The following is a 19,969-nucleotide window of genomic DNA, read 5'->3' on the forward strand; positions in this document are numbered from 1 at the left end:
TTTAGCATTGGCACCGACCTGTATAAATGTCAAACAATGATGTTAATTATTTTGCAACTTTTGAGATGGCGATTAACATTTTAGATACATTAGTGTTGTGTTTTACTGAACATTGTGTCTATGGTTAAAAAGCAACCAACACGGTCAAGCCCAACTTAGGGCTTGATATATAAGGAATCGTTGGGAAAAGTGGAGGAGCCACAGTGGGAACGAGTCAACTTGCGAGTAGCGCAGACAACATCGAACCAATTCAACTTGGTCACGAAAAGCTTACAATTGAACGATTTATTGAACAGCACCCAGATGTCACCAGTTTGGATTTGATCCTGTTCGATATGAATGGAGTCGTTCGTGGCAAGCGTGTCCCCATCACCCAACTCAGCAAAGTTTTAGAACAAGGTATTTGTCTGCCCGCATCGGTTTTCGCACTGGATATTTGTGGTGAGACAGTTGAAGAAACCGGGCTTGGTTTTGAAAAAGGCGACGGTGATAGGATCTGTCGAATGGTAACAAGTTCACTCACGACCACGCCGTGGCAAGAGAACAGCGCCCAAGCCATCGTAACTATGTTTGAGCCAACTTCAAATCAACCTTTCTTCGCCGACCCAAGACATGTACTGGAAGTTCAACTAGAGAAATTTACTAGCAAAGGACTCAAGCCTTGTATCGCAGTTGAGCTTGAGTTCTATCTTCAAGATCTCGAAACAGACGAAGCGGGCAGCCCACAACCACCACTCATGCCAATCAGCGGCGAGCGTATGACACAAACACAGGTGTATTCTCTAGAAGAGCTGGATGAGTTCAAAGCTTTCCTGGATGAGATCATCAGTACATGTGAAGAACAAAATATCCCGGCAGAAAACATTACTGCCGAGTACGCACCTGGGCAATTCGAGGTCAACCTTAAGCATACGGACGATGTTCTGTTAGCCTGCGACCATGCCATGCTGTTAAAGCGCGTGGTTCGAGCAGTAGCGAAAAAGCATGGCTTCTATGCCAACTTTATGGCGAAGCCTTATACAGAGTATGCGGGCAACGGCTGTCACGTGCATATCAGCCTGCGAGATGAAACCGGTGCCAATGTTTTTGGTGAAGATGAAAGCATTCTTCTGAACGCCATTGCTGGCGTATTGGCACACCTTGAAGATAGCATGGCCATCTTCGCGCCTAACGCTAACTCTTATCGCCGACTTCAGCCTAATATGTTTGTTCCGCTGCACGCAACTTGGGGCTGGGATAACCGAACCGTTGCAGTACGAGTACCCGCAAGTGGTCAATCAGACAAGCGTATCGAACATCGACTCTCTGGCGCCGATGTTAACCCCTACCTCACCGTCGCGGTGTTGCTCGCGTCTATTCTCGACGGCATCGAAAACAAACTCACTCCACCACAGCCAATAGAAGGTGACGCTTCTTTGCTAGAACTTCCAATGCTGCCTATCTCTTGGGATATGTCACTGCATGAGTTCGCTAACAGCCAGTTTATGAAGCGCAGCTTTGGTGAAGAATTCTGCAAGGTTTACTTAGCAAACAAAAAACATGAGCAAGCTCGCTTCTCGGCGCAAGTCTCACCATTAGAATATCAGTGGTACAAGTAAAGTAAGGATACAAAATGAAAGTGAAGCACACAGACTCCTATTACGCGGCATCGCGAAATCAGCAATTCGATTTTCCTAAACTGATGGGAGATCATGTTGCCGACGTCTGTGTTATTGGCTCCGGAATCACCGGAGCCACCGCCGCACTAGAACTTGCTAACAAAGGCTTTAAAGTTATTGTCCTAGAAGCCAATCGTGTTGGCTGGGGCGCTTCTGGTCGAAGCGGTGGTCAAGCTATCTTTGGCTGGGCATCCGAACAAGACACCTTAGAAAAGATGGTCGGCAAATCCGATGCACGAAAGCTATGGGACATTTCAGTTGAAGCGTTAACGCTGACCAAGTCTAACATCAACAAGTACAATATTGATTGTGATTGGCGTGATGGCATGGTGCATGTGGGCGTCAAACGTCGCCATGATAAAGAGCTCAAAGCTTGGTATGACGACCTCACTGAAAACTACGGATATGAATCCCTAGAAATGTGGGATCAAGAAGAGACCCGCCACCGCATAGCGAGCGACAAATACACCTCTGGAATGTTCGATAGCAACAGTGGTCACCTGCATCCACTTAATTACACCCTTGGATTGGTTAATGCAGCCAAACAAGCGGGCGCAGAGTTTTATGAAGATAGCGCCGTGACCAAAATCGAACACGGTGATCCTGCTACCCTATTCACAAAAAACGGCACCGTAAAAGCCAATCACGTCATCCTCGCTTGTAACGCCTATATGGATGGTTTGGAGACTAAGTTAGAAAACAAAGTCATGCCTGTAGGTACTTATATCTGTGCCACTGAGCCTTTAGGTGAAGAGGTCACCGGGGCGCTTATGAAAGATCACATCGCTGCTTGTGACATAAACTTCGTATTAGATTATTTCCGCTGCTCTGGCGATCACAGGATGCTATTTGGCGGACGAGTCAGCTACTCAGGCATGGCACCTTTCAACCTAGAAAAAGCCATGCGCGGACGAATGGTCGACATATTCCCTCAGCTATCCGACGCAAAGATCGATTATGCATGGGGTGGTAATGTCGCCATCACCATGAACCGCGCGCCACACTTTGGCCGCCTAAAACCTAATGTCTATTTTGCCCAAGGCTTTTCCGGTCACGGCATCGCAGCGACGGGGATGGCAGGCACACTCATGGCTGAGTGCGTAGCAACCACCGCAGAACGCTTCGCGATTTTTGATAAGATCCCGCATATGCCATTCCCAGGCGGGAGGCTGTTTAAGACACCGGCATTGGTGCTAGCGATGTCCTACTATAGAGTAAGAGACATTCTTTAGAACATTTAAACTGGAGCCAGCATCAATATCACTGGCTCCTTCGATCTCCTAAAAACCACACCACTCTCTGCTCACATAATCCACGCCAATCACGCACCACGAGAAAGAAAGTTCTTCCCCTAGAACACTATTCACAACCGCGTTAGCTGCGAAACTCAACATAGAGGGAGCTAGAAGGGGTAACGATCGACTAACTGCTTTTTGCACCTAACGCTATCCCATCTTTGGCAACTGCTCTGTTATCAATACGAGTTACCTACAACTGATCAATTGAATAATGTGACATCCCCAAAACTAGATCTACATCTCATTAATTACATTTGTAATACATTAATATTAATGACATTCTAGAACACACCGTGCTTCTAGAATCGGCTGAGTCGCAAATGCGACTGAATGCCCTCATTATCTCGTTCGACCCCAAGCGATAGAGGTAAACCAAACCTACTTGATAAGAATAAGAGCATTGCCTATCGAGCAATGTTCACTTACACCCTTAGTTAAAGTGAGCGTCACGTGCTTTGACTTTGGATCTCCTAATGTCGTTTAGCCCTCGCACTATTACAGGTGGTGCGAGGGTCTTTTTTTATGTATGACAGTATCCCGTTTGGAAATCCAGATTGCGCTCGCCAGCTCCCACAAATTAATAAGACCTCAAAACATTTTATATCAGTAAATTTGGCATCTAAACCAGCCTTCAATCACTATCAAGTGACATTAATGAATAGCATGCGTCCAGAGCTAGTTGTCATGACGTCACCAACCAGTAACAAAACCACTCAAACTTCTGTTTTAACGAAACAAAACATCAAGTCTTTGCAATTTCATTCGTCTATCTACCAAGCCAACAAAAGTAGCATCAATGTTAACTATTGGTTTGTTTTTCACATGAGTTTCACACAAATAATTTGAGGTCTAACTAAATTTTCGTTACGCTATATTTAACTAACCGTTCAATTAAAAATAAAAAGGATACAAAATGCCGAAAGTTGGCATGCCCGAAATCAGGAAGCCTCAACTTGTCAAAGCAACGATGGCGGTTATCGATCGCGTCGGGTTGCATGCGGCAAGTATTGCGTTAATCAGCAAAGAAGCAGGCGTTTCTACTGGAATAATCAATCATTACTTTGGTGGTAAGCATGGGCTGCTTGAGGAAACGATGCGAGAAATCCTGCGTCAGCACTCAACGACCATTACATCAAAACTTGCCCAGTTATCTAGCTCGGCTCACCAGCAGAGAATCATTGCGATTGTTGATGGAAACTTTGTTGGCTTTCAGGCAGAAAACCAAGTTGCTAAAACTTGGCTAGCGTTTTGGTCATACTCAATGCACGACGACAAGTTAAAACGCCTCCAGCACGTGAATGAAAAGCGCTTGCTCTCCCACCTTAAAATTGAACTCAAGGGACTTTTAGATGCTCCGCAAGCAGACATTGTTGCTCATGGTATCGCTGCTTTGATTGACGGTATTTGGCTTCGTGGCACGCTCAACCCGCAAGGCATAGATGCCGACAAAGCACGAGTGATCATCAACGATTATCTCGACAAACAACTCACTTTCTATTCCCAAAAATAACTCTAAAGTCAGATCTTCAAATGGATATGAAAACACTATTTATCGATGGAAAAGCGCAGTCAGCAACGTCTGGCGAAAGCTTTGTTACTTATAACCCCGCCAATGGCGAGCCGCTAGCGACCATCGGCCTTGCAAGCCAACAAGACCTTGATCAGTCGGTCGAGTCTGCTAAGCGAGGCTTTGCCGTATGGTCAGCGATGAGCCCTGTCGAGCGCAGCCGAATTTTGCTTAAAGCTGTATCAATTCTGCGCGAACGTAACGACGAACTGGCTGCACTTGAAGTGGCAGACACAGGCAAACCTATTCAAGAAGCGATTGAAGTTGATATTGCAACCGGAGCGGATGTTATTGAATACTTTGCGGGTCTTGTGCCTGCTATGCAAGGTGAACAGCAGCCATTGAGTGAAAGCCAGTTTTTCTACACTCGCCGCGAGCCACTAGGCATTTGTGCTGGCATTGGCGCGTGGAATTACCCGATTCAAATTGCGATGTGGAAGTCTGCGCCGGCTCTAGCTGCAGGCAACGCTATGATCTTCAAGCCTTCTGAAGAAACCCCCCTTACTGCACTCAAATTGGCAGAAATCTTCACTGAAGCGGGATTGCCTGATGGCGTGTTCAACGTTGTCCAAGGTGATCACCGTGTTGGTCAAATGCTAACGGCTCATCCAGATATCGCCAAAGTGTCATTCACTGGTGAATCAGGCACAGGCAAGCAAGTGATGGCTGACAGTGCGAAGACACTAAAACAAGTTACGATGGAACTGGGTGGCAAGTCACCAATGATCGTATTTGACGACGCCAAGCTCGATAATGCGGTTTCTGCTGCGATGGTCGCTAACTTCTACACGCAAGGCGAAGTATGCACTAATGGCACTCGTGTATTTGTCCATGAGTCGATCTGTCCGCAATTTATTGAACAGCTAAAAGTTCGTACAGAAAAGCTCGTTGTCGGTAACCCAATGGATATGGACACTCAAATTGGCGCACTCATTTCCAAAGACCATTTGAGCAAAGTTCTACAAGCCATTGAAAGTGCAAAAGAGAGTGGTGCAACACTGCTAACGGGTGGCTATCAAGTGACTAACAATGGCCTAGAGCGCGGTAACTTTGTTGCACCAACCGTGTTTGTTGACTGTGATGACAGCATGCCGCACGTCCAGCAAGAAATCTTTGGCCCTGTCATGTCGGTACTTAAGTTCAAAGACGAGCAAGAAGTCATTGAGCGAGCGAACAAAACCGACTACGGCCTAGCAGCCGGAGTGTTTACCCAAAACCTATCTCGTGCTCACCGCGTTATTCATCAGATGCAAGCGGGTATTTGCTGGGTCAACACCTGGGGAGATTCGCCTGCTGAAATGCCAGTTGGTGGATACAAGCATTCAGGCATTGGCCGAGAAAATGGTCCAGAAACTCTTAAGCACTACACCCAAACCAAGAGTGTTTTAATAGAGCTTGGCGATTACGCCAGCCCTTACGCCTAACTCAAATCACGGAGAGATTAAATGATGCAACGCTACGATTATATTATCGTCGGCGCGGGTTCGGCCGGCTGTGTGTTGGCGGATCGGCTAAGTGAAAGTGGTCAACATCAGGTTCTACTGCTTGAAGCGGGTGGCTCCGATCAGAGTATTTTCATCCAGATGCCCACTGCCCTTTCTTACCCAATGAATACCGAGAAATATGCTTGGCAGTTTGAGACTGTTCAGGAGAAAGGCCTCGATGGCCGTCAGCTTCATTGTCCACGCGGTAAAGTACTTGGCGGCAGTTCATCCATCAACGGTATGGTATATGTGCGCGGTCATGCTTGTGACTTTGATGAATGGGAAGAGCACGGCGCAAAAAACTGGAACTACCAAACCTGCCTACCCTATTTTCGTAAAGCGGAAAGCTGGATTGGCGGCGAAGATAATTACCGTGGTGGTAGTGGTCCTGTTGGTACGTGCAATGGCAATGACATGAAACGTAACCCACTTTATCAAGCCTTCATAGATGCAGGTAAAGAAGCGGGCTATCCAGAAACTCAAGACTACAACGGTTATCAGCAAGAGGGCTTTGGCCCAATGCACATGACAGTTGATGGCGGTGTGCGAGCTTCAACCTCCAACGCTTACTTAAAGCGTGCACTAAAACGCCCTAATCTGACGCTAATCAAGGGGGTCGTCGCACACAAAGTCCTCCTTGAAAACAAGCAAGCGATAGGCGTTGAATTTGAAAAATCAGGCGCTGTTAAACAAGCGTTCGCCGATCAAGAAGTCATTTCAAGTGCCGGCTCAGTGGGTTCAGTCCAGCTATTGCAACTCTCGGGCATAGGCCCGAAAGCTGTATTGGAACAAGCGGGGGTTGAGCTTACCCACGAACTGCCAGGTGTGGGTGAAAACTTGCAAGATCACCTTGAAGTCTACTTCCAATATCATTGCTCTCAGCCTATCACGCTTAACAGCAAGCTTGGGCTTATTAGCAAAGGCCTCATCGGCACTGAATGGGTTTTAACGCGCAAGGGCTTGGGGGCAACCAATCACTTTGAATCATGTGCGTTTATCCGCTCGCGCGAAGGGTTGAAATGGCCGAATATCCAGTATCACTTCTTACCTGCTGCTATGCGTTATGACGGCCAAGCTGCCTTTGATGGTCACGGCTTCCAAGTTCATGTTGGCCCAAATAAACCGCAAAGTCGCGGATCCATTGCCATTACCTCCGCCGACCCTAAAGACAAGCCGAAGATCGAATTTAACTACATCTCTACAGAACAAGATAAGCAAGACTGGCGAGACTGTATTCGCCTCACTCGTGAAATCTTAATGCAGCCAGCAATGGACGATTATCGTGGTGAAGAGATTCAACCAGGTAGCAAGGTTGCAAGTGATGCCGCTATCGACCAGTGGGTGAAGGAGAATGTCGAAAGCGCTTATCACCCTTCGTGCAGCTGCAAAATAGGCGCCGATGATGACCCAATGGCGGTATTGGATGAATACTGCCGCGTAAGAGGAATTCAAGGTTTACGTGTTGTTGATTCATCCATCTTCCCAACGATTCCAAACGGCAACCTCAATGCGCCCACCATCATGGTGGCTGAACGTGCCGCCGACATGATTCTGGGTCAACCAATGCTTAAATCGACCAATCAACTGGTTTGGATCGCACCAGATTGGCAACAAAAACAAAGAATTAACGCTCCAAGTAGAGAGCTAAATTAACCTCAAAAGTCAGTAACCATTACAAGGAAAACACCATGTCTATGATGACAAAAACACTGTCAACCCTCGCTTTAAGTAGCCTCGCGATGAACGCTTATGCCAATCAATGTGAAACGGTACGTTTTGCTGACGTAGGTTGGACAGATATCACCGCCACCACAGCGGTTACGTCTGAACTACTCAAAGGCTTAGGCTACCAAACCAAAACGGATTTACTGTCTGTCCCTGTTACCTACTCTTCAATGGCGAACGGTGATATCGATATCTTCCTTGGCAACTGGATGCCAACAATGGAGGGAGATATCGCTAAATACCGTGAAGCTGGCACAGTAGAGACCGTTCGTGCCAACCTAGAAGGGGCAAAGTACACCCTAGCGGTCCCTAAATACGTTTATGACGCTGGAGTAAAAAGCTTTGCGGATCTTGCAAAGCATGCTGACAAATTCAAAGACCGCATCTACGGTATTGAGCCAGGCAATGACGGCAACCGCCTCATTCAATCAATGATCGATAGTGACGCATTTGGTCTGAAGGAATTCAGCCTAGTTGAATCAAGTGAAGCAGGCATGGTGTCTCAAGTCACGCGTGCTGTGCGCCGCAACCAATGGATCGTCTATCTTGGCTGGGCTCCACACCCAATGAACAGCAATATCGAGATGGCTTACCTAGACGGCGGCGATGACTTCTTTGGTCCAAACTATGGCGGAGCCAATGTTTACACCAACGTCCGAAAAGACTACCTAAATGAGTGCCAAAACGTCGGTAACTTGCTAAAAAACCTGGAATTCAGCTTAGAAATGGAAAACGAGTTGATGGAAGCGATCTTGAACCAAAATGTGAAACCTGCGAAAGCAGCTCAGCAGTGGTTGAAAGCGAATCCACAACAAGTTGAAGCCTGGTTAGAAGGTGTGAAAACGCTAGCTGGTGAAGACGCTCAAGGCGCAATAAACAGCTACATCAACTCAAAAGCTTAACGAATGATGTGCTTGGTGGGCACCTCGCCCACCTCTTGTCACACGCTAGAATAATCATTACCACAAAGGCTGTATTGTGAATTTTATTACAGACAACAAAATCCCACTGGGTCGATGGATGGAAGCAGGGGTTGATTGGTTAACCTTTAATGCGGCGGGTCTATTTGATGCGATTGCTATTTTCCTCGAGACCATCATTCTTTTTGCTGTCGATATTTTTAAGTGGATGCCTCCAGCAATGCCCATTGCGATTACCGCAGCACTTGCTTGGTACTTGCACCGTAGTATTCCACTCGTTTTATTTGTTATTGGTGCTCTGCTCACCATTCTTAATCTTGGCTACTGGCAAGAAATGCTAGAAACCTTTGTTTTGGTTTTTGCCGCGACAACGATTTCTGTATTAATTGGCGTCCCTGTAGGGATCATGGCCGCACACCGTCCTTGGTTGTATACCATTTTGAGACCGATCCTCGATTTAATGCAGACAGTCCCGACTTTCGTTTACCTGATCCCAACCTTGGTTTTATTTGGGCTTGGTATCGTACCGGGGCTGATCTCTACCATTATTTTTGCCATCGCGGCGCCAATTCGATTGACGTATCTCGGCATCACAAAAGTGCCAGAAGAACTCGTTGAAGCGGGCAAAGCGTTTGGTGCAACTCGCATGAAGCTACTATTCAAAGTCGAACTACCCGCAGCAATGCCAAGCATAATGGCTGGTGTCACTCAGTGCATTATGTTGTCGCTTTCTATGGTAGTGATTGCTGCCCTTGTTGGTGCTGATGGCCTAGGAAAGCCTGTGGTTCGAGCGTTGAATACAGTGAACATCTCCCAAGGCTTTGAGGCAGGACTGGCTATTGTTCTTGTGGCAATCATCCTCGATCGTCTGTGTAAATCACCAAACCAAAAGGAAGCTTAATCATGGATGCGATTACTATTCGAAACCTCGATGTCGTGTTTGGTGACAAACCACAATTGGCACTAGATCAATTAGATAGCGGCAAGTCTCGCCAAGAAATTATCGATGAAACTGGTCAAGTTGTCGGTGTTGATAATGTCTCTATGTCAGTCAAAGAAGGGGAAATTTGCGTTCTCATGGGACTCTCAGGCTCGGGGAAATCCAGCTTGCTTCGTGCTGTGAATGGATTAAACGAAATTTCTCGTGGCAACCTTGAAGTCAAAAATGGCGAGGCTCAAGTCGACCTCGCTAGTTGTGATGAAGACACCTTACGCCATTTACGGACTCACCGGATATCTATGGTATTTCAAAAGTTTGCTTTAATGCCTTGGCTAACTGTCCTTGATAACGTGGCATTTGGTTTAGAGTTGCAAGGTGTAGGCAAATCAGAACGCCGCATGAGAGCGCGCGAACAACTTGAAATGGTTGGTCTGTCAGAATGGGAAGATAAGTATCCTCACGAACTGTCTGGCGGAATGCAGCAGCGTGTTGGTCTCGCAAGAGCATTTGCGATGGATACCGATATCTTATTGATGGACGAGCCATTCTCAGCACTTGATCCCTTGATACGCGCCCAGCTTCAAGACGAGCTCATCCTGCTGCAAGAAAAACTCAACAAAACCATTTTGTTCGTCAGCCATGACCTCGATGAAGCGCTGAAAATTGGCAACAACATTGCAATCATGGAATCTGGTCGTTTGATTCAACATGGAAAGCCAGAAGAGATTATTCTTAATCCTGAAAACGATTATGTGCGTGATTTTGTCGCGCATACCAACCCTTTGAACGTGCTGAAGGGGCGCTCGTTGATGCAACCCACCAGCGAGCTAAAACGCGAAGACTCACGCTTACAAGTTTGTTGCAGCCAGCAGGTGTGGGTAGAACAATCTTCAGACTCACTTTCATTGGTTCAACAGCCCGGCCTGAGTTTGTTGGAATGGGATAGCGAGCAGCACAAGCTGGAAGACGTTTCCCCTTCTACAGTCGTTGTTGTAAGCCCTGATATAGCCATGCGAGATGCTATTGAACTCAAACACCGTAGCGGGCAGCCAATTTTGCTCTCTGAACAGGGTAAGCTGTTAGGTGTACTCAATGATAACGAGCTCTATCGTGCTCTATTAGGCAACTATAAAAGCACAAAAGCCGCATAATGCCGCTAAATTGCGCATCGTGGTATTTGAACAAAGAAACGCCCAAAGCTAATAGCTTTGGGCGTTTCTTTGTTCAATAGTGTGTCCTACTCAATGAGTTATACGACACTGGTCAATTATCTATTCCACACCCAATGTCGGAGGACAATAGACTTTGATCGGAAACGCACCTTTTCAAGAAATCATTGGGCTATAAAAAGCTAAAGTTTGATCACTTTCTGAAACGTTTTTGGACATTAGTAGCACATTTGCCGAATTTGTCGTCATTCCGCACTCGATGCGGAACCTACTGAACGCGCACACCTAGAGTTAAAAATTGGTTATCGGTGATTTTTATTCCCTAACAGGTGTAACTCATATTTGGACATAAACAATCTAGTTTGTTTTGCTTCTAACGTACCTCATATAGCCGTCGTCCTCACGAAAGTGAGGATCTCCAACCACGTGTAACCAATTAAAAACATTCGACTAAGTCACGTAATTTAGCTTTTCGACGCGCTGAATGAGATTCCCTTTTTCAAGGGAATGACGGCAATTTTGAAGATGGCTTGAAGCACAAAACGGGGCAAAGGCGTGTTTACTATAGCTGGTTCACATAAATCTCTGCTAAGTGAACTGACAGAGTAAAAGTGACAATCTGTATTGGAATCGATCAAACTTTATTGTCTTCCGATACCCAACGATCTTCGCATCTCGCCAATAATTTCTAGCGTATCTATCGTCGCTTGCATCGGATGCTTACCACTCTCAATTTTGCCAAGTTGCAAACATGCATTCGCTTCAGCAATTTGGTATTCAAATCCTGCGCCTGCATGAGGTATTTCAAACACTTCGTTGGCGCTATCGGTTACAAGAGTAGCTTTCTCAGCACCAAAGAATGGCTCCGCTATTTCAATTCGACCATGTTCACCAAAGATCGTCATGGTGTTTGGGGTAGTCACGTTAAAGCTGCAGGTGAATGTGGCGCGGCTATCGCCTTCATATTCCAACACTGCGGAAACACTCTCTTCAACACCTGTCTCACCCACAGTTCCTAAAACCTGCCACTGTATTGGCAACTGGTCAAAAACATAATTCGACAATGCGATATTGTAAATACCAATATCATGCAGTGCTCCCCCACCCTGAATGGGATCGAACAAACGATCGCTGTAGTTGCGTTCCGCTTTAAAGCAGAAATTGGATTGAACTAGTTTGATATCGCCAATCTTTAGTTTCCAGTGCTGTATTTGCTCCCAGGCAGGCAAAAACTTAGACCAAAACGCTTCCATAATAAACACGCCCTGCTCTTTCGACACTTGATGCAAATAGCGAGATTGCTCGGCGGTCATCGTCAGCGCTTTTTCGCACATTACAGCCTTTCCAGCATTCAAGCACATTAAGGCTTGCTCATAGTGAAAGGCGTGAGGTGTTGCAATGTAGATGATGTCGACTTCTGGGTCTTGTGTTAGTGCTTGATAGTCTGAATAGATGGTTTCAATCTGATATTGACCGGCAAACTGCGTAGCGCGCTTCTCGTTTCTACTCGCGACCGCTTGAATGACAGCACCATCAGTCACAGCGATGCCTTTGGCAAAGTTATGGGCAATCCTTCCTGGTCCCATCACACCCCACTTGATCACAAATGCGTTCCTTACTTCCTAGATAAATTATTGACTAACGGTGTTGGCCACTTTAGCAATTTGATTTCGCAGCCATTGATGTGCGGAATCAGAATTTCGGCTTGGGTGCCACACCATACTTAGCCCATGTTCAGAGGCGCCAAATGGCATTGGTAACGCTTTGACGTTCAAACCTTGTGAGAACTTAGTAAACGTCGAATGGGTGACAAGGCCAATGGCTTCCGTTCGACTGATCACGGGGAGCATGTCCACTTCACCGGGCGCACGATACACTATTTTTCGTTTACCAAACTCTGGAAAGTCTTTTTCACTAAAGAAACTTTGACGAGTCTGCCAACGAGACATAACGACGTGTTGCTCGGCCAAATATTCGTCCGTTGTTATTGTCTCGCCAGTTAGTCTGGGATGATCATTGGCAGCAACCACATAGAGCTTCTCTTTGAAGATCTCTTTGGTTTTTAGTGTAGTCACATCAGAACGCGTTCTATCAATGACTAAATCATAACGTTGCAATCGCAGATCGGACTCATGATCTTCGGTAAATAGCGGGTGAACTTCCAGCGACACCTTGGGTGCAATTTTGGCAAATCTTACTAACAGTTCAGGCAACACGGCATAGTTCGCGGCAGAAACAGAAGCAATAGAAAACGTCTTGGTTGACGTTTTGGGATTAAAGTCTCGGGAAGCCTCTAGGGTTGAATTGAAGTTTTTAAGCGACGTTGCCAATGCTGGATAGATGTCATTGGCAAACGTCGTCGGCTCTACGCCACTGGCATTGCGATGAAACAAGGAGTCTTCATATATCTCTCGTAATCGCTTGAGTGCCTTACTTACCGCAGGCTGACTAATACCTAAACGTGTCGCGGCACTGGATAGACTCTGCTCTTCATAGATGGCTACAAAGACTGGGATAAGGTTGAGCTCGGTGTTTTTCATTATTACCTTTTTATCACCTGCAAAGGCTTAGCTCGGTTTTCGCCACCTATCTAAACCTTTTAGTACGAATTGACTCTCGCTTTTTCTCGAAGCGCTATGTTCTAGAAAACTAGACTTTGGTGAACCAGCCTTTGGTGAGGCGTGCTTTAAGTAACTCGGCTTCGGGTCCTTTAGTTGACGCCACATCCAACGACTTTGCGAGGCATCTAACCTATCATCTTGCACCCCTTGACTGGCTTGTTGCCAAGAAGCATCGCTGCGCATTTTTTTGAGTTCGACTTCACCGCTCACTTGGCGGCCTTTTCTGTAAATCAAACGCCTAACACTCGGCCAATCACGATGACGAATCGCTTGAGCCAACTCCCACCAAGGTGGGGTCGGGTGAGTTTTAAAGAATCGATAAGTCAATCTCAAAACCAGTAACAGCGCTAAGGCGATAATCGAAAGTATAACGAATTCAGTTTTATACGTATTGAAAAGTGAACGCCAAGTGTGAGCAACCCGCACTTTTTTAGCTTCCAAAGTCACAGTCTGTACAGATTGCGTTTCGACATCCCACCAGCGAACGACTTGCTCTGGAAAAACCACCTCGCCGCCTGTGGTAACAATGTAAGTGACCTCATCGACTCGTTTTGATTTGTATACGCCGCGCGTTTGGCTGTCTGATAAGACACTGGGTTTCGGATACGCTTTCACGCCAGCAATGCTGTCATCACTCAGTGGCGGCAACATAATAGAGAGTGTGTCGTCAGCTTCAACTTCGAGAGTCCTTACGATACTGTCTCCTGCATGCAGATCTTCGGACGACGCACTCCAGGATTCCTGCACTTTGACATGATTGGCAGAGAACCAAGCTTCGTCTTGAGTAAACGACGCATCCGGAAGATAAGTAAACAGTGACATCGGTTCGGTATACAGTGTCCCAGAGACATTTGAACCATCCGGAGCCGATACTTGAACTCTAACGGGCACTTTGGGTAATCGATATTCTCCACTTTGCTGAGGATATAAGGTTATTTCCCAGCGTTGGCGCGACCATGTCTGACCGTCTTTACGTTCCGTGTAGTTAGTTGCAAGTTGATTGCGCTGCTTCACAATCAAATCCGGCATACCAAAGCCAGAGATACGCGTACCGCCAGTAAACCACCTCGGTGTGGCAACCTCGATATAAAGAATAACTTGTTCGCGTATCGCGGCCGGCTCGGATGCGTTGTCACCTTTGCTAAGCCAAGAGGTTATCTCTACGCCACCTTCTCTTTGCAACTGATTGATAGTCATACTCGCCTGCGCCGAAATCGGGACTAGCAAGATCATCAAGGCCAGAAATAACAGTGAACCCGCTTGAGTAAAGAGTTTCGCTAACTTAACGATGTTCATTGCTGGCTCCCATGCTCACGAAGTTGGATTTGGAATTTGTTTCGCAAAAAGTTTTTCGGGTCTGCTTCAACTTTACGCAGCCATTTATCTGCAAGTTCCTCACTTCCCAATATCTCGTTCGCGTTCAAGGTTTCTTTTAACATCAGCTCTGAGGCGGTATTTTCTTCAGCTCCGTCAGCCGTTCTTGGGTTGTCTCCAAGCTCCATAGACTCTTCTGGACCATCTGTGGTGCCGGACTGGCTCTCACTGACACGATTAATCTCATCCACCAGTTCACTCATGGCTTGATAGTTTTGTTTTGCCACCGCAGCGATACTCTCATCTTTGGTTTTCTCGATAAGATCTTTATAGAGATTTCGTGCTGCAAGATATTCTCGTTGTCTTGCTAAGGTGTTTCCTAGATAAAGAACCGCTCGTTCATCGCCCTGTACTTGTATAAATTGGGACTGCGCCGAGGCAAAATCGCGTCCATAGTAAAAAGCGATGCCCTTATTCATTGGCTCCTGAAAATGATTTGCCGCTTTGATGAATTCCCCTCGGTTAAAGTACCACTGGCCTTGCTGCTCTGGTGTCAGCCATAAATCCATCCAAGTTTGTGTCGCACTGTCCCAAAGTTCTTCGACGGCCGATTTCGGCTCTGTGATCTGTTCGCTGCTTGCAACAGCGGAAACTGTCTCTGCATGGGCTTGATTTAGGAAAATATTGGGGCTGATTAACGTGGCAAGAATCGCCCATTGAACCAACCAACCTTTTCTAAACCACAGCAACGCCAACAGCATCACTGGAAACACTAGGTAGTATCCCATGTCCCGCCACGGCATCGCCGACTCTCCCGAGATCTGCATATGACGCTCAACATCGGACGCAATACTGTTGATATCGCTATCGTCCGTAGTCAATGCGTAGTAACGACCATCGGTTGCACTGGCCAGTTGCTTCAAACTGTCCCAGTCGGTCGCCGAGCTACTATGAATAGCATCGTTACCCACAGCCAATACCATCACCAATTGATTCGTGTCTTGAAAAGCATCTTGATAGCGTTTGATCCCTTCTTGAGAGACACCATCAGAAACAATCAAAATCGAAGCCGAAGGATAGTTTTTTAACTGTGATTGAAGCTCAGGTATTGCCGATTGGACACTCTTTCCCTGCACTGGAATCACTTCAGGTGTGATCGCATTGAGGAATGGCAAGAAGACTTGATTGTCTTGTGTCATCGGCGTCGCAGTATGAGCACTGCCACCGAAAACAATGAGCGACGTTTTGCCCCCTTTTCTCGCTTCCAATAGATCTCGAATCTTGTATTTTGCTCGCTCTAAACGTGACGGCGGTAGGTCTGTTTGATCCATAGATGTGCTGACATCAAGCACAATGGCAAGCGCCCCTTGGTCCTCGCCAAATGGAGAAGCTTCACGCTCCCATGTGGGCCCTGCGCAAATAACAATAGCAATGCTTAAAATAGCACTAAGCAACTTGAGTGGTAGCTGACTCTTCCAGCCCTGCTCTCCTATGATGAGTGCCTTTTGCAAATGCTCGGGGATAATCGTTTTCCAAGCAGCGGTTGTTTCTCGGCGCCAGCGAAGTAGCAGCAATAATCCCAGCGGAACAAACGCTAATAGCCAGATCGGGCGCATAAAATGAAACTGAGAGAAGAACTGCTCAATAGCCAAACTGCTCATGACTCGCTCTCCTGCTGTTTAGTTTCTGCATTTTGATTCGCTGTGAACAAGGAACGACGTATCGTTGCCGCCGAAAATGCGATTAAATACAGTACAACGACGATCATAATTAGGTATTGGTGAACGGTTTGTTTCGGTCGATACTGTGTGCTTTCGTACAATTTCGGCTCCAGCTCTCCTATGGCTTGATAGGCTTGTTGCAAGGCCTCTTGATCCATCGCCTGAAATGCTTGACCACCTGATGAATTAGCAATGTTTTCTATGGTTTGCATGTCAAGTGCCTGTTCACCAACGGTTTCTGGATCACCCATCGCAATAACATGAATCCGTACCTGTTTCGCTGCCGCTACCGTTGCGGCATCTTTGGGCTCAACAAAGCTTCCTGTGTCATTGCCATCGGTTAACACGATCACCACTTTTTCGCGTTCAGCTTCCCCCTGTGATTGCTCGAACACCTTAATCGCAAGGCCAATCGCATCCCCTAGGTGAGTACTTTGCCCTGCCATCGCCACTTCGGTTTGGTTCAATAGTGCAAGCCAAACATCGTGGTCTGCAGTAAATGGGGTTTGCAAATAGGCGGCATCACCAAAAAGAATCAGACCAAGACGGTCTCCATCACGCGTTGCGACAAAATCCGTTAGTACACCTTTTACTGCGTCAAGTCTGGAAATAGCTTGTCCATCCGGTGATAGAAAGTCCATTTCAGACATCGACCCGGAGAGATCGACGGCAACCATAACATCACGACCGAGCTTCTCACGGGTTTGAGGCTCACCTAACACGGTCGGTTTGGTCATTGCGAAAACTAATAATATCCACGATATAACCAAAATAGCCCGTTGCCACCACGACGGGTTTAGCTGGCTTGCGCCCTGCTCAGGCTCTTCCCCAAGAATGTCTAATAGGCTTTGGAAAAACGGTACCTTAATGGCGCTCTGCTTCGTTTTGTACGCAGGCACTAATCGATAAACTAAGATCGGCAGTGGTAGCAGCAGTAGCCATAAAGGATGAGTTAAAGAAAGACTGTCCCAACTCATGACGTCTCTCCCATTGCGCTAGAAATAAGACGCTTGGTTTTGTTCAAGGCTCGCGAAATCGTGGCACTCAATGACCAATGTTGCTTAAGCCATGTTGGTGTCGTATGTTTATCAACCCAAAGACAAACCATGTTGTAAACCTGCTTAGCTTCTTGGTCAGTTAATACTACGGATCGAGTGACCAGCGTTTTCAGCCACTTTGCGCCTAAATCTAGATCCAGTTCGCTCGATAGATTTTCGCCTGATGTTTGACCCAAGGTCGATAGCCAAGCTCGGTTAAATTGCTGTGGCTGGTTTGGATACAAATAGTGAAACGTGCTTTTTAGCACGTCGTAGCAAACCAGTGGCATTTCATCGGTGTGGCGATGCATTTCCAATACCTGCTTTGCTTCTTTTCGATAACGCTGCATCTGCTTGTTACAATATGCGAGCGCGAATTTGTAAATGATGAAGGCAACAATCAACAAGGCCAAAACCTGCCAACCCAAGGTTTGAGGAAACCAAGAGATGGCATCAGGATTTGGGACTTCTGACATATTGCGAAGAATATAGGAACTCGGGGCAACTTGGGTCATGATGTAAAGCCTCCGACAGCTCGTTTGAAGGCATCAATATGCTGGCCATCTGTTGATAGTTCTATAACGGGCAATCGCTTCATAGCCATCAATTGCTCAAGCTTTTCCAGGCGATGATGAGCGTGTGCTTTTAAACCTTGGTTCGCTTTGTTCAATTTGGTTTTTTCCGTCACACTCAGCTGATATTTTCCATCTCCAAACACCAACGAAGCAGAATCTAAAATATCGGCTGGTAAAGCAGCTTCCAATGGGTCGGAAATCACCACACTCAAAATATCATTGTGCTGCTGAAGGTACTTGAGCCTATCCAAATCAAACTCAGTCGCGCCTGACCAGTCACTGATAAACAAAATGGTGGCATTCTTGAGCGCTAGGTTTCCTAGCATTCGAATGGTTGAAGAAAAGTTCGCACGCTCACTATCCTCGCTGGCGATATCCAACGTATGGTTCGCGTCATTCAATCGTTTTAGAGCGTGTAACAAATGATTTTGAGAGCGTTGCGGTTTTAGATATTCAATCTGATTCGATCGGCTAATAATAAAACCGACCCGATCGTTATCTTTTAAAATGCGCCACGCGGACAGTGCTGCTATCTCGGTAGCAACCACAGATTTCATGGTATCGACGGAGGAAAAATACATCCCACTGCGCTGGTCAACACAGAGAATAAAGTTGCGGTCTTTTTCCTCTGTGTAAGTGCGAACATGGGGCTTGCCTGTGCGCATGGTGACTTTCCAATCGAGGTTGCGAATATCATCGCCCATTTGATAGTGGCGAAGCTCCTCAAAATTAAGACCACGCCCACGAAAAGGCGAACCATGTCGTCCTGACATTCGCGATTGAGCAACTAAATGTGGCAACAACGAAAACGACTGAACCTGTGATTGCAGATTAACCAAGCGCTCATACGAGGTGTGGATTCGATGATCGTGATTATTAGCGTGTTTAGAAGCCATAGAAGTACCTCGAATGACTTAGCCAATAGCCACAACATCAAGCAAGTGACTAACAACATCTTGCTGCGTCACTTGTTCAGCCAGTGCGTTATAGGACAATGCAATTCTATGGCCAAGTACCATATTGGCAACCGCTCTTACATCATCAGGTTCGACATAATTGCGACCCTGTAACCAAGCATAAGCTCGGCTGCACTTATCTAGAGCAATAGAAGCGCGCGGCGATGAGCCAACAAGAATCCAATCTGCGAGTGACGATTCTGGGTAGCGCTCGGGCTGTCTTGTCGCCATAACAAGGTTAACAATGTAGTTTTCAACCAGTTCTGAAACTTCAATCTCTGGCATTTCACGCCTTGCAGCAAACACGGAATCGGTTGAGATTGTCACTGACTCCGATTCATCCGCTGGCTTCGAGCTGTTAACGCCACCTACTGCGCGCTCCTCATTTCGTACCAACCGAATGATGTCGCGCTCAGCTTCATCTTCTGGGTAATCCACCGTCACTTTCATGATGAAGCGATCCATCTGCGCTTCTGGCAGTGGGTAGGTACCTTCTTGCTCAATCGGGTTTTGCGTTGCCAACACCATAAACAGTTCTGGCAATTTATGGCTATCACCACCCACGGTGACTGTACCTTCCGCCATAGCCTCAAGGAGCGCGGCTTGTACTTTTGCAGGGGCACGGTTGATTTCATCGGCTAAAACGATGCTATTGAAAATCGGACCAGCTTGAAAATGAAGCTGAGGTTTGCCATCTACGTCTTGGTATATCTCAGTACCTGTAACGTCGGAAGGGAGTAGGTCTGGGGTGAACTGAATACGTCCAAAACTGGTATTTAACCGCTCGGCCAGCGACTTAATTGAGCGAGTCTTTGCGGTACCGGGCAAGCCTTCAAGCAAGATGTGGCCGTTGGTAATCAAGCCGACCACCAGCGCTGTTACCACGTGTTGTTGGCCAATCACTGATTTTCCCACTTCTGTCACTAGGCGGTTAAGTTCTGTTTGCGCTTGATTCATGGGTTCACACCTTTTGCTTGCTCGTCT

At 46.7% G+C, this 19,969-nt stretch carries 15 protein-coding genes and 2 pseudogenes; 8 read left to right on the plus strand and 9 right to left on the minus strand.

The genetic code is table 11. The features are described 5' to 3' along the window. The first annotated feature begins 239 nt into the window (after positions 1-239). From L4C42_RS10610 to choV, 8 genes are all read left to right on the plus strand, one after another. Complete coding sequence (locus L4C42_RS10610; RefSeq protein ID WP_418643005.1) at positions 240-1,598, plus strand: glutamine synthetase family protein; 1,359 nt, start codon at positions 240-242, stop codon at positions 1,596-1,598. A gap of 14 nt (positions 1,599-1,612) precedes the next feature. After that, positions 1,613-2,890 (plus strand): NAD(P)/FAD-dependent oxidoreductase, encoded by a 1,278-nt coding sequence (locus L4C42_RS10615; protein WP_353499476.1) that lies wholly within the window; start codon positions 1,613-1,615, stop codon positions 2,888-2,890. A gap of 979 nt (positions 2,891-3,869) precedes the next feature. Continuing rightward, a complete protein-coding gene (betI, locus tag L4C42_RS10620; RefSeq protein ID WP_353499477.1) occupies positions 3,870-4,466 on the plus strand; it encodes a transcriptional regulator BetI in 597 nt (198 codons plus the stop codon). Positions 4,467-4,486: 20 nt separating this feature from the next. After that, positions 4,487-5,947, plus strand: a complete 1,461-nt coding sequence (gene betB, locus L4C42_RS10625; protein ID WP_353499478.1) for a betaine-aldehyde dehydrogenase — start codon at positions 4,487-4,489, stop codon at positions 5,945-5,947. Between the two features lie 21 nt (positions 5,948-5,968). Then, positions 5,969-7,660, plus strand: a complete 1,692-nt coding sequence (gene betA / locus L4C42_RS10630; RefSeq protein ID WP_353499479.1) for a choline dehydrogenase — start codon at positions 5,969-5,971, stop codon at positions 7,658-7,660. Positions 7,661-7,695: 35 nt separating this feature from the next. Further along, entirely contained in the window at positions 7,696-8,634 is a 939-nt protein-coding gene (locus L4C42_RS10635) for a choline ABC transporter substrate-binding protein (RefSeq protein WP_353499480.1), read from the plus strand. Positions 8,635-8,710: 76 nt separating this feature from the next. Then, complete coding sequence (gene choW / locus L4C42_RS10640; protein WP_112462552.1) at positions 8,711-9,553, plus strand: choline ABC transporter permease subunit; 843 nt, start codon at positions 8,711-8,713, stop codon at positions 9,551-9,553. Positions 9,554-9,555: 2 nt separating this feature from the next. Further along, complete coding sequence (choV, locus tag L4C42_RS10645) at positions 9,556-10,743, plus strand: choline ABC transporter ATP-binding protein (protein ID WP_353499481.1); 1,188 nt, start codon at positions 9,556-9,558, stop codon at positions 10,741-10,743. 659 nt (positions 10,744-11,402) lie between these two features. Here choV and L4C42_RS10650 read toward each other — a convergent pair. The 9 genes and pseudogenes from L4C42_RS10650 to L4C42_RS10690 all read right to left on the minus strand — a co-directional run. After that, entirely contained in the window at positions 11,403-12,365 is a 963-nt protein-coding gene (locus tag L4C42_RS10650) for a Gfo/Idh/MocA family protein (protein WP_418642902.1), read from the minus strand. 27 nt (positions 12,366-12,392) lie between these two features. Beyond that, entirely contained in the window at positions 12,393-13,301 is a 909-nt protein-coding gene (locus L4C42_RS10655) for a LysR family transcriptional regulator (RefSeq protein ID WP_353499492.1), read from the minus strand. Positions 13,302-13,328: 27 nt separating this feature from the next. After that, positions 13,329-14,678 carry a hypothetical protein gene (locus L4C42_RS10660; protein ID WP_418642901.1) on the minus strand — a complete coding sequence of 450 codons (1,350 nt, stop codon included), beginning with the start codon at positions 14,676-14,678 and terminating at the stop codon, positions 13,329-13,331. Next, positions 14,675-16,357, minus strand: coding sequence for a vWA domain-containing protein (locus L4C42_RS10665; RefSeq protein ID WP_429760441.1), 1,683 nt, complete (start codon positions 16,355-16,357; stop codon positions 14,675-14,677). The genes L4C42_RS10660 and L4C42_RS10665 overlap by 4 nt, the downstream gene beginning before the upstream one ends. Beyond that, on the minus strand, positions 16,354-17,394 hold the full coding sequence (locus tag L4C42_RS10670; protein WP_429760443.1) for a VWA domain-containing protein: 1,041 nt from the start codon (positions 17,392-17,394) through the stop codon (positions 16,354-16,356). Before L4C42_RS10670 ends, L4C42_RS10665 begins: the two co-directional genes overlap by 4 nt. After that, complete coding sequence (locus tag L4C42_RS10675) at positions 17,391-17,969, minus strand: DUF4381 domain-containing protein (RefSeq protein WP_429760445.1); 579 nt, start codon at positions 17,967-17,969, stop codon at positions 17,391-17,393. The genes L4C42_RS10670 and L4C42_RS10675 overlap by 4 nt, the downstream gene beginning before the upstream one ends. Next, on the minus strand, positions 17,966-18,925 hold the full coding sequence (locus L4C42_RS10680; protein ID WP_353499497.1) for a DUF58 domain-containing protein: 960 nt from the start codon (positions 18,923-18,925) through the stop codon (positions 17,966-17,968). The genes L4C42_RS10675 and L4C42_RS10680 overlap by 4 nt, the downstream gene beginning before the upstream one ends. 18 nt (positions 18,926-18,943) lie before the next feature. After that, positions 18,944-19,291: pseudogene (locus L4C42_RS10685) on the minus strand (AAA family ATPase); the annotation flags it as partial. A gap of 65 nt (positions 19,292-19,356) precedes the next feature. Then, positions 19,357-19,942, minus strand: a pseudogene (locus tag L4C42_RS10690) (AAA family ATPase); the annotation flags it as partial. Positions 19,943-19,969 lie beyond the last annotated feature (27 nt).

Origin of the sequence: Vibrio wakamikoensis (genome assembly GCF_050337275.1) — a bacterium.
Classification (GTDB): domain Bacteria; phylum Pseudomonadota; class Gammaproteobacteria; order Enterobacterales; family Vibrionaceae; genus Vibrio; species Vibrio chaetopteri.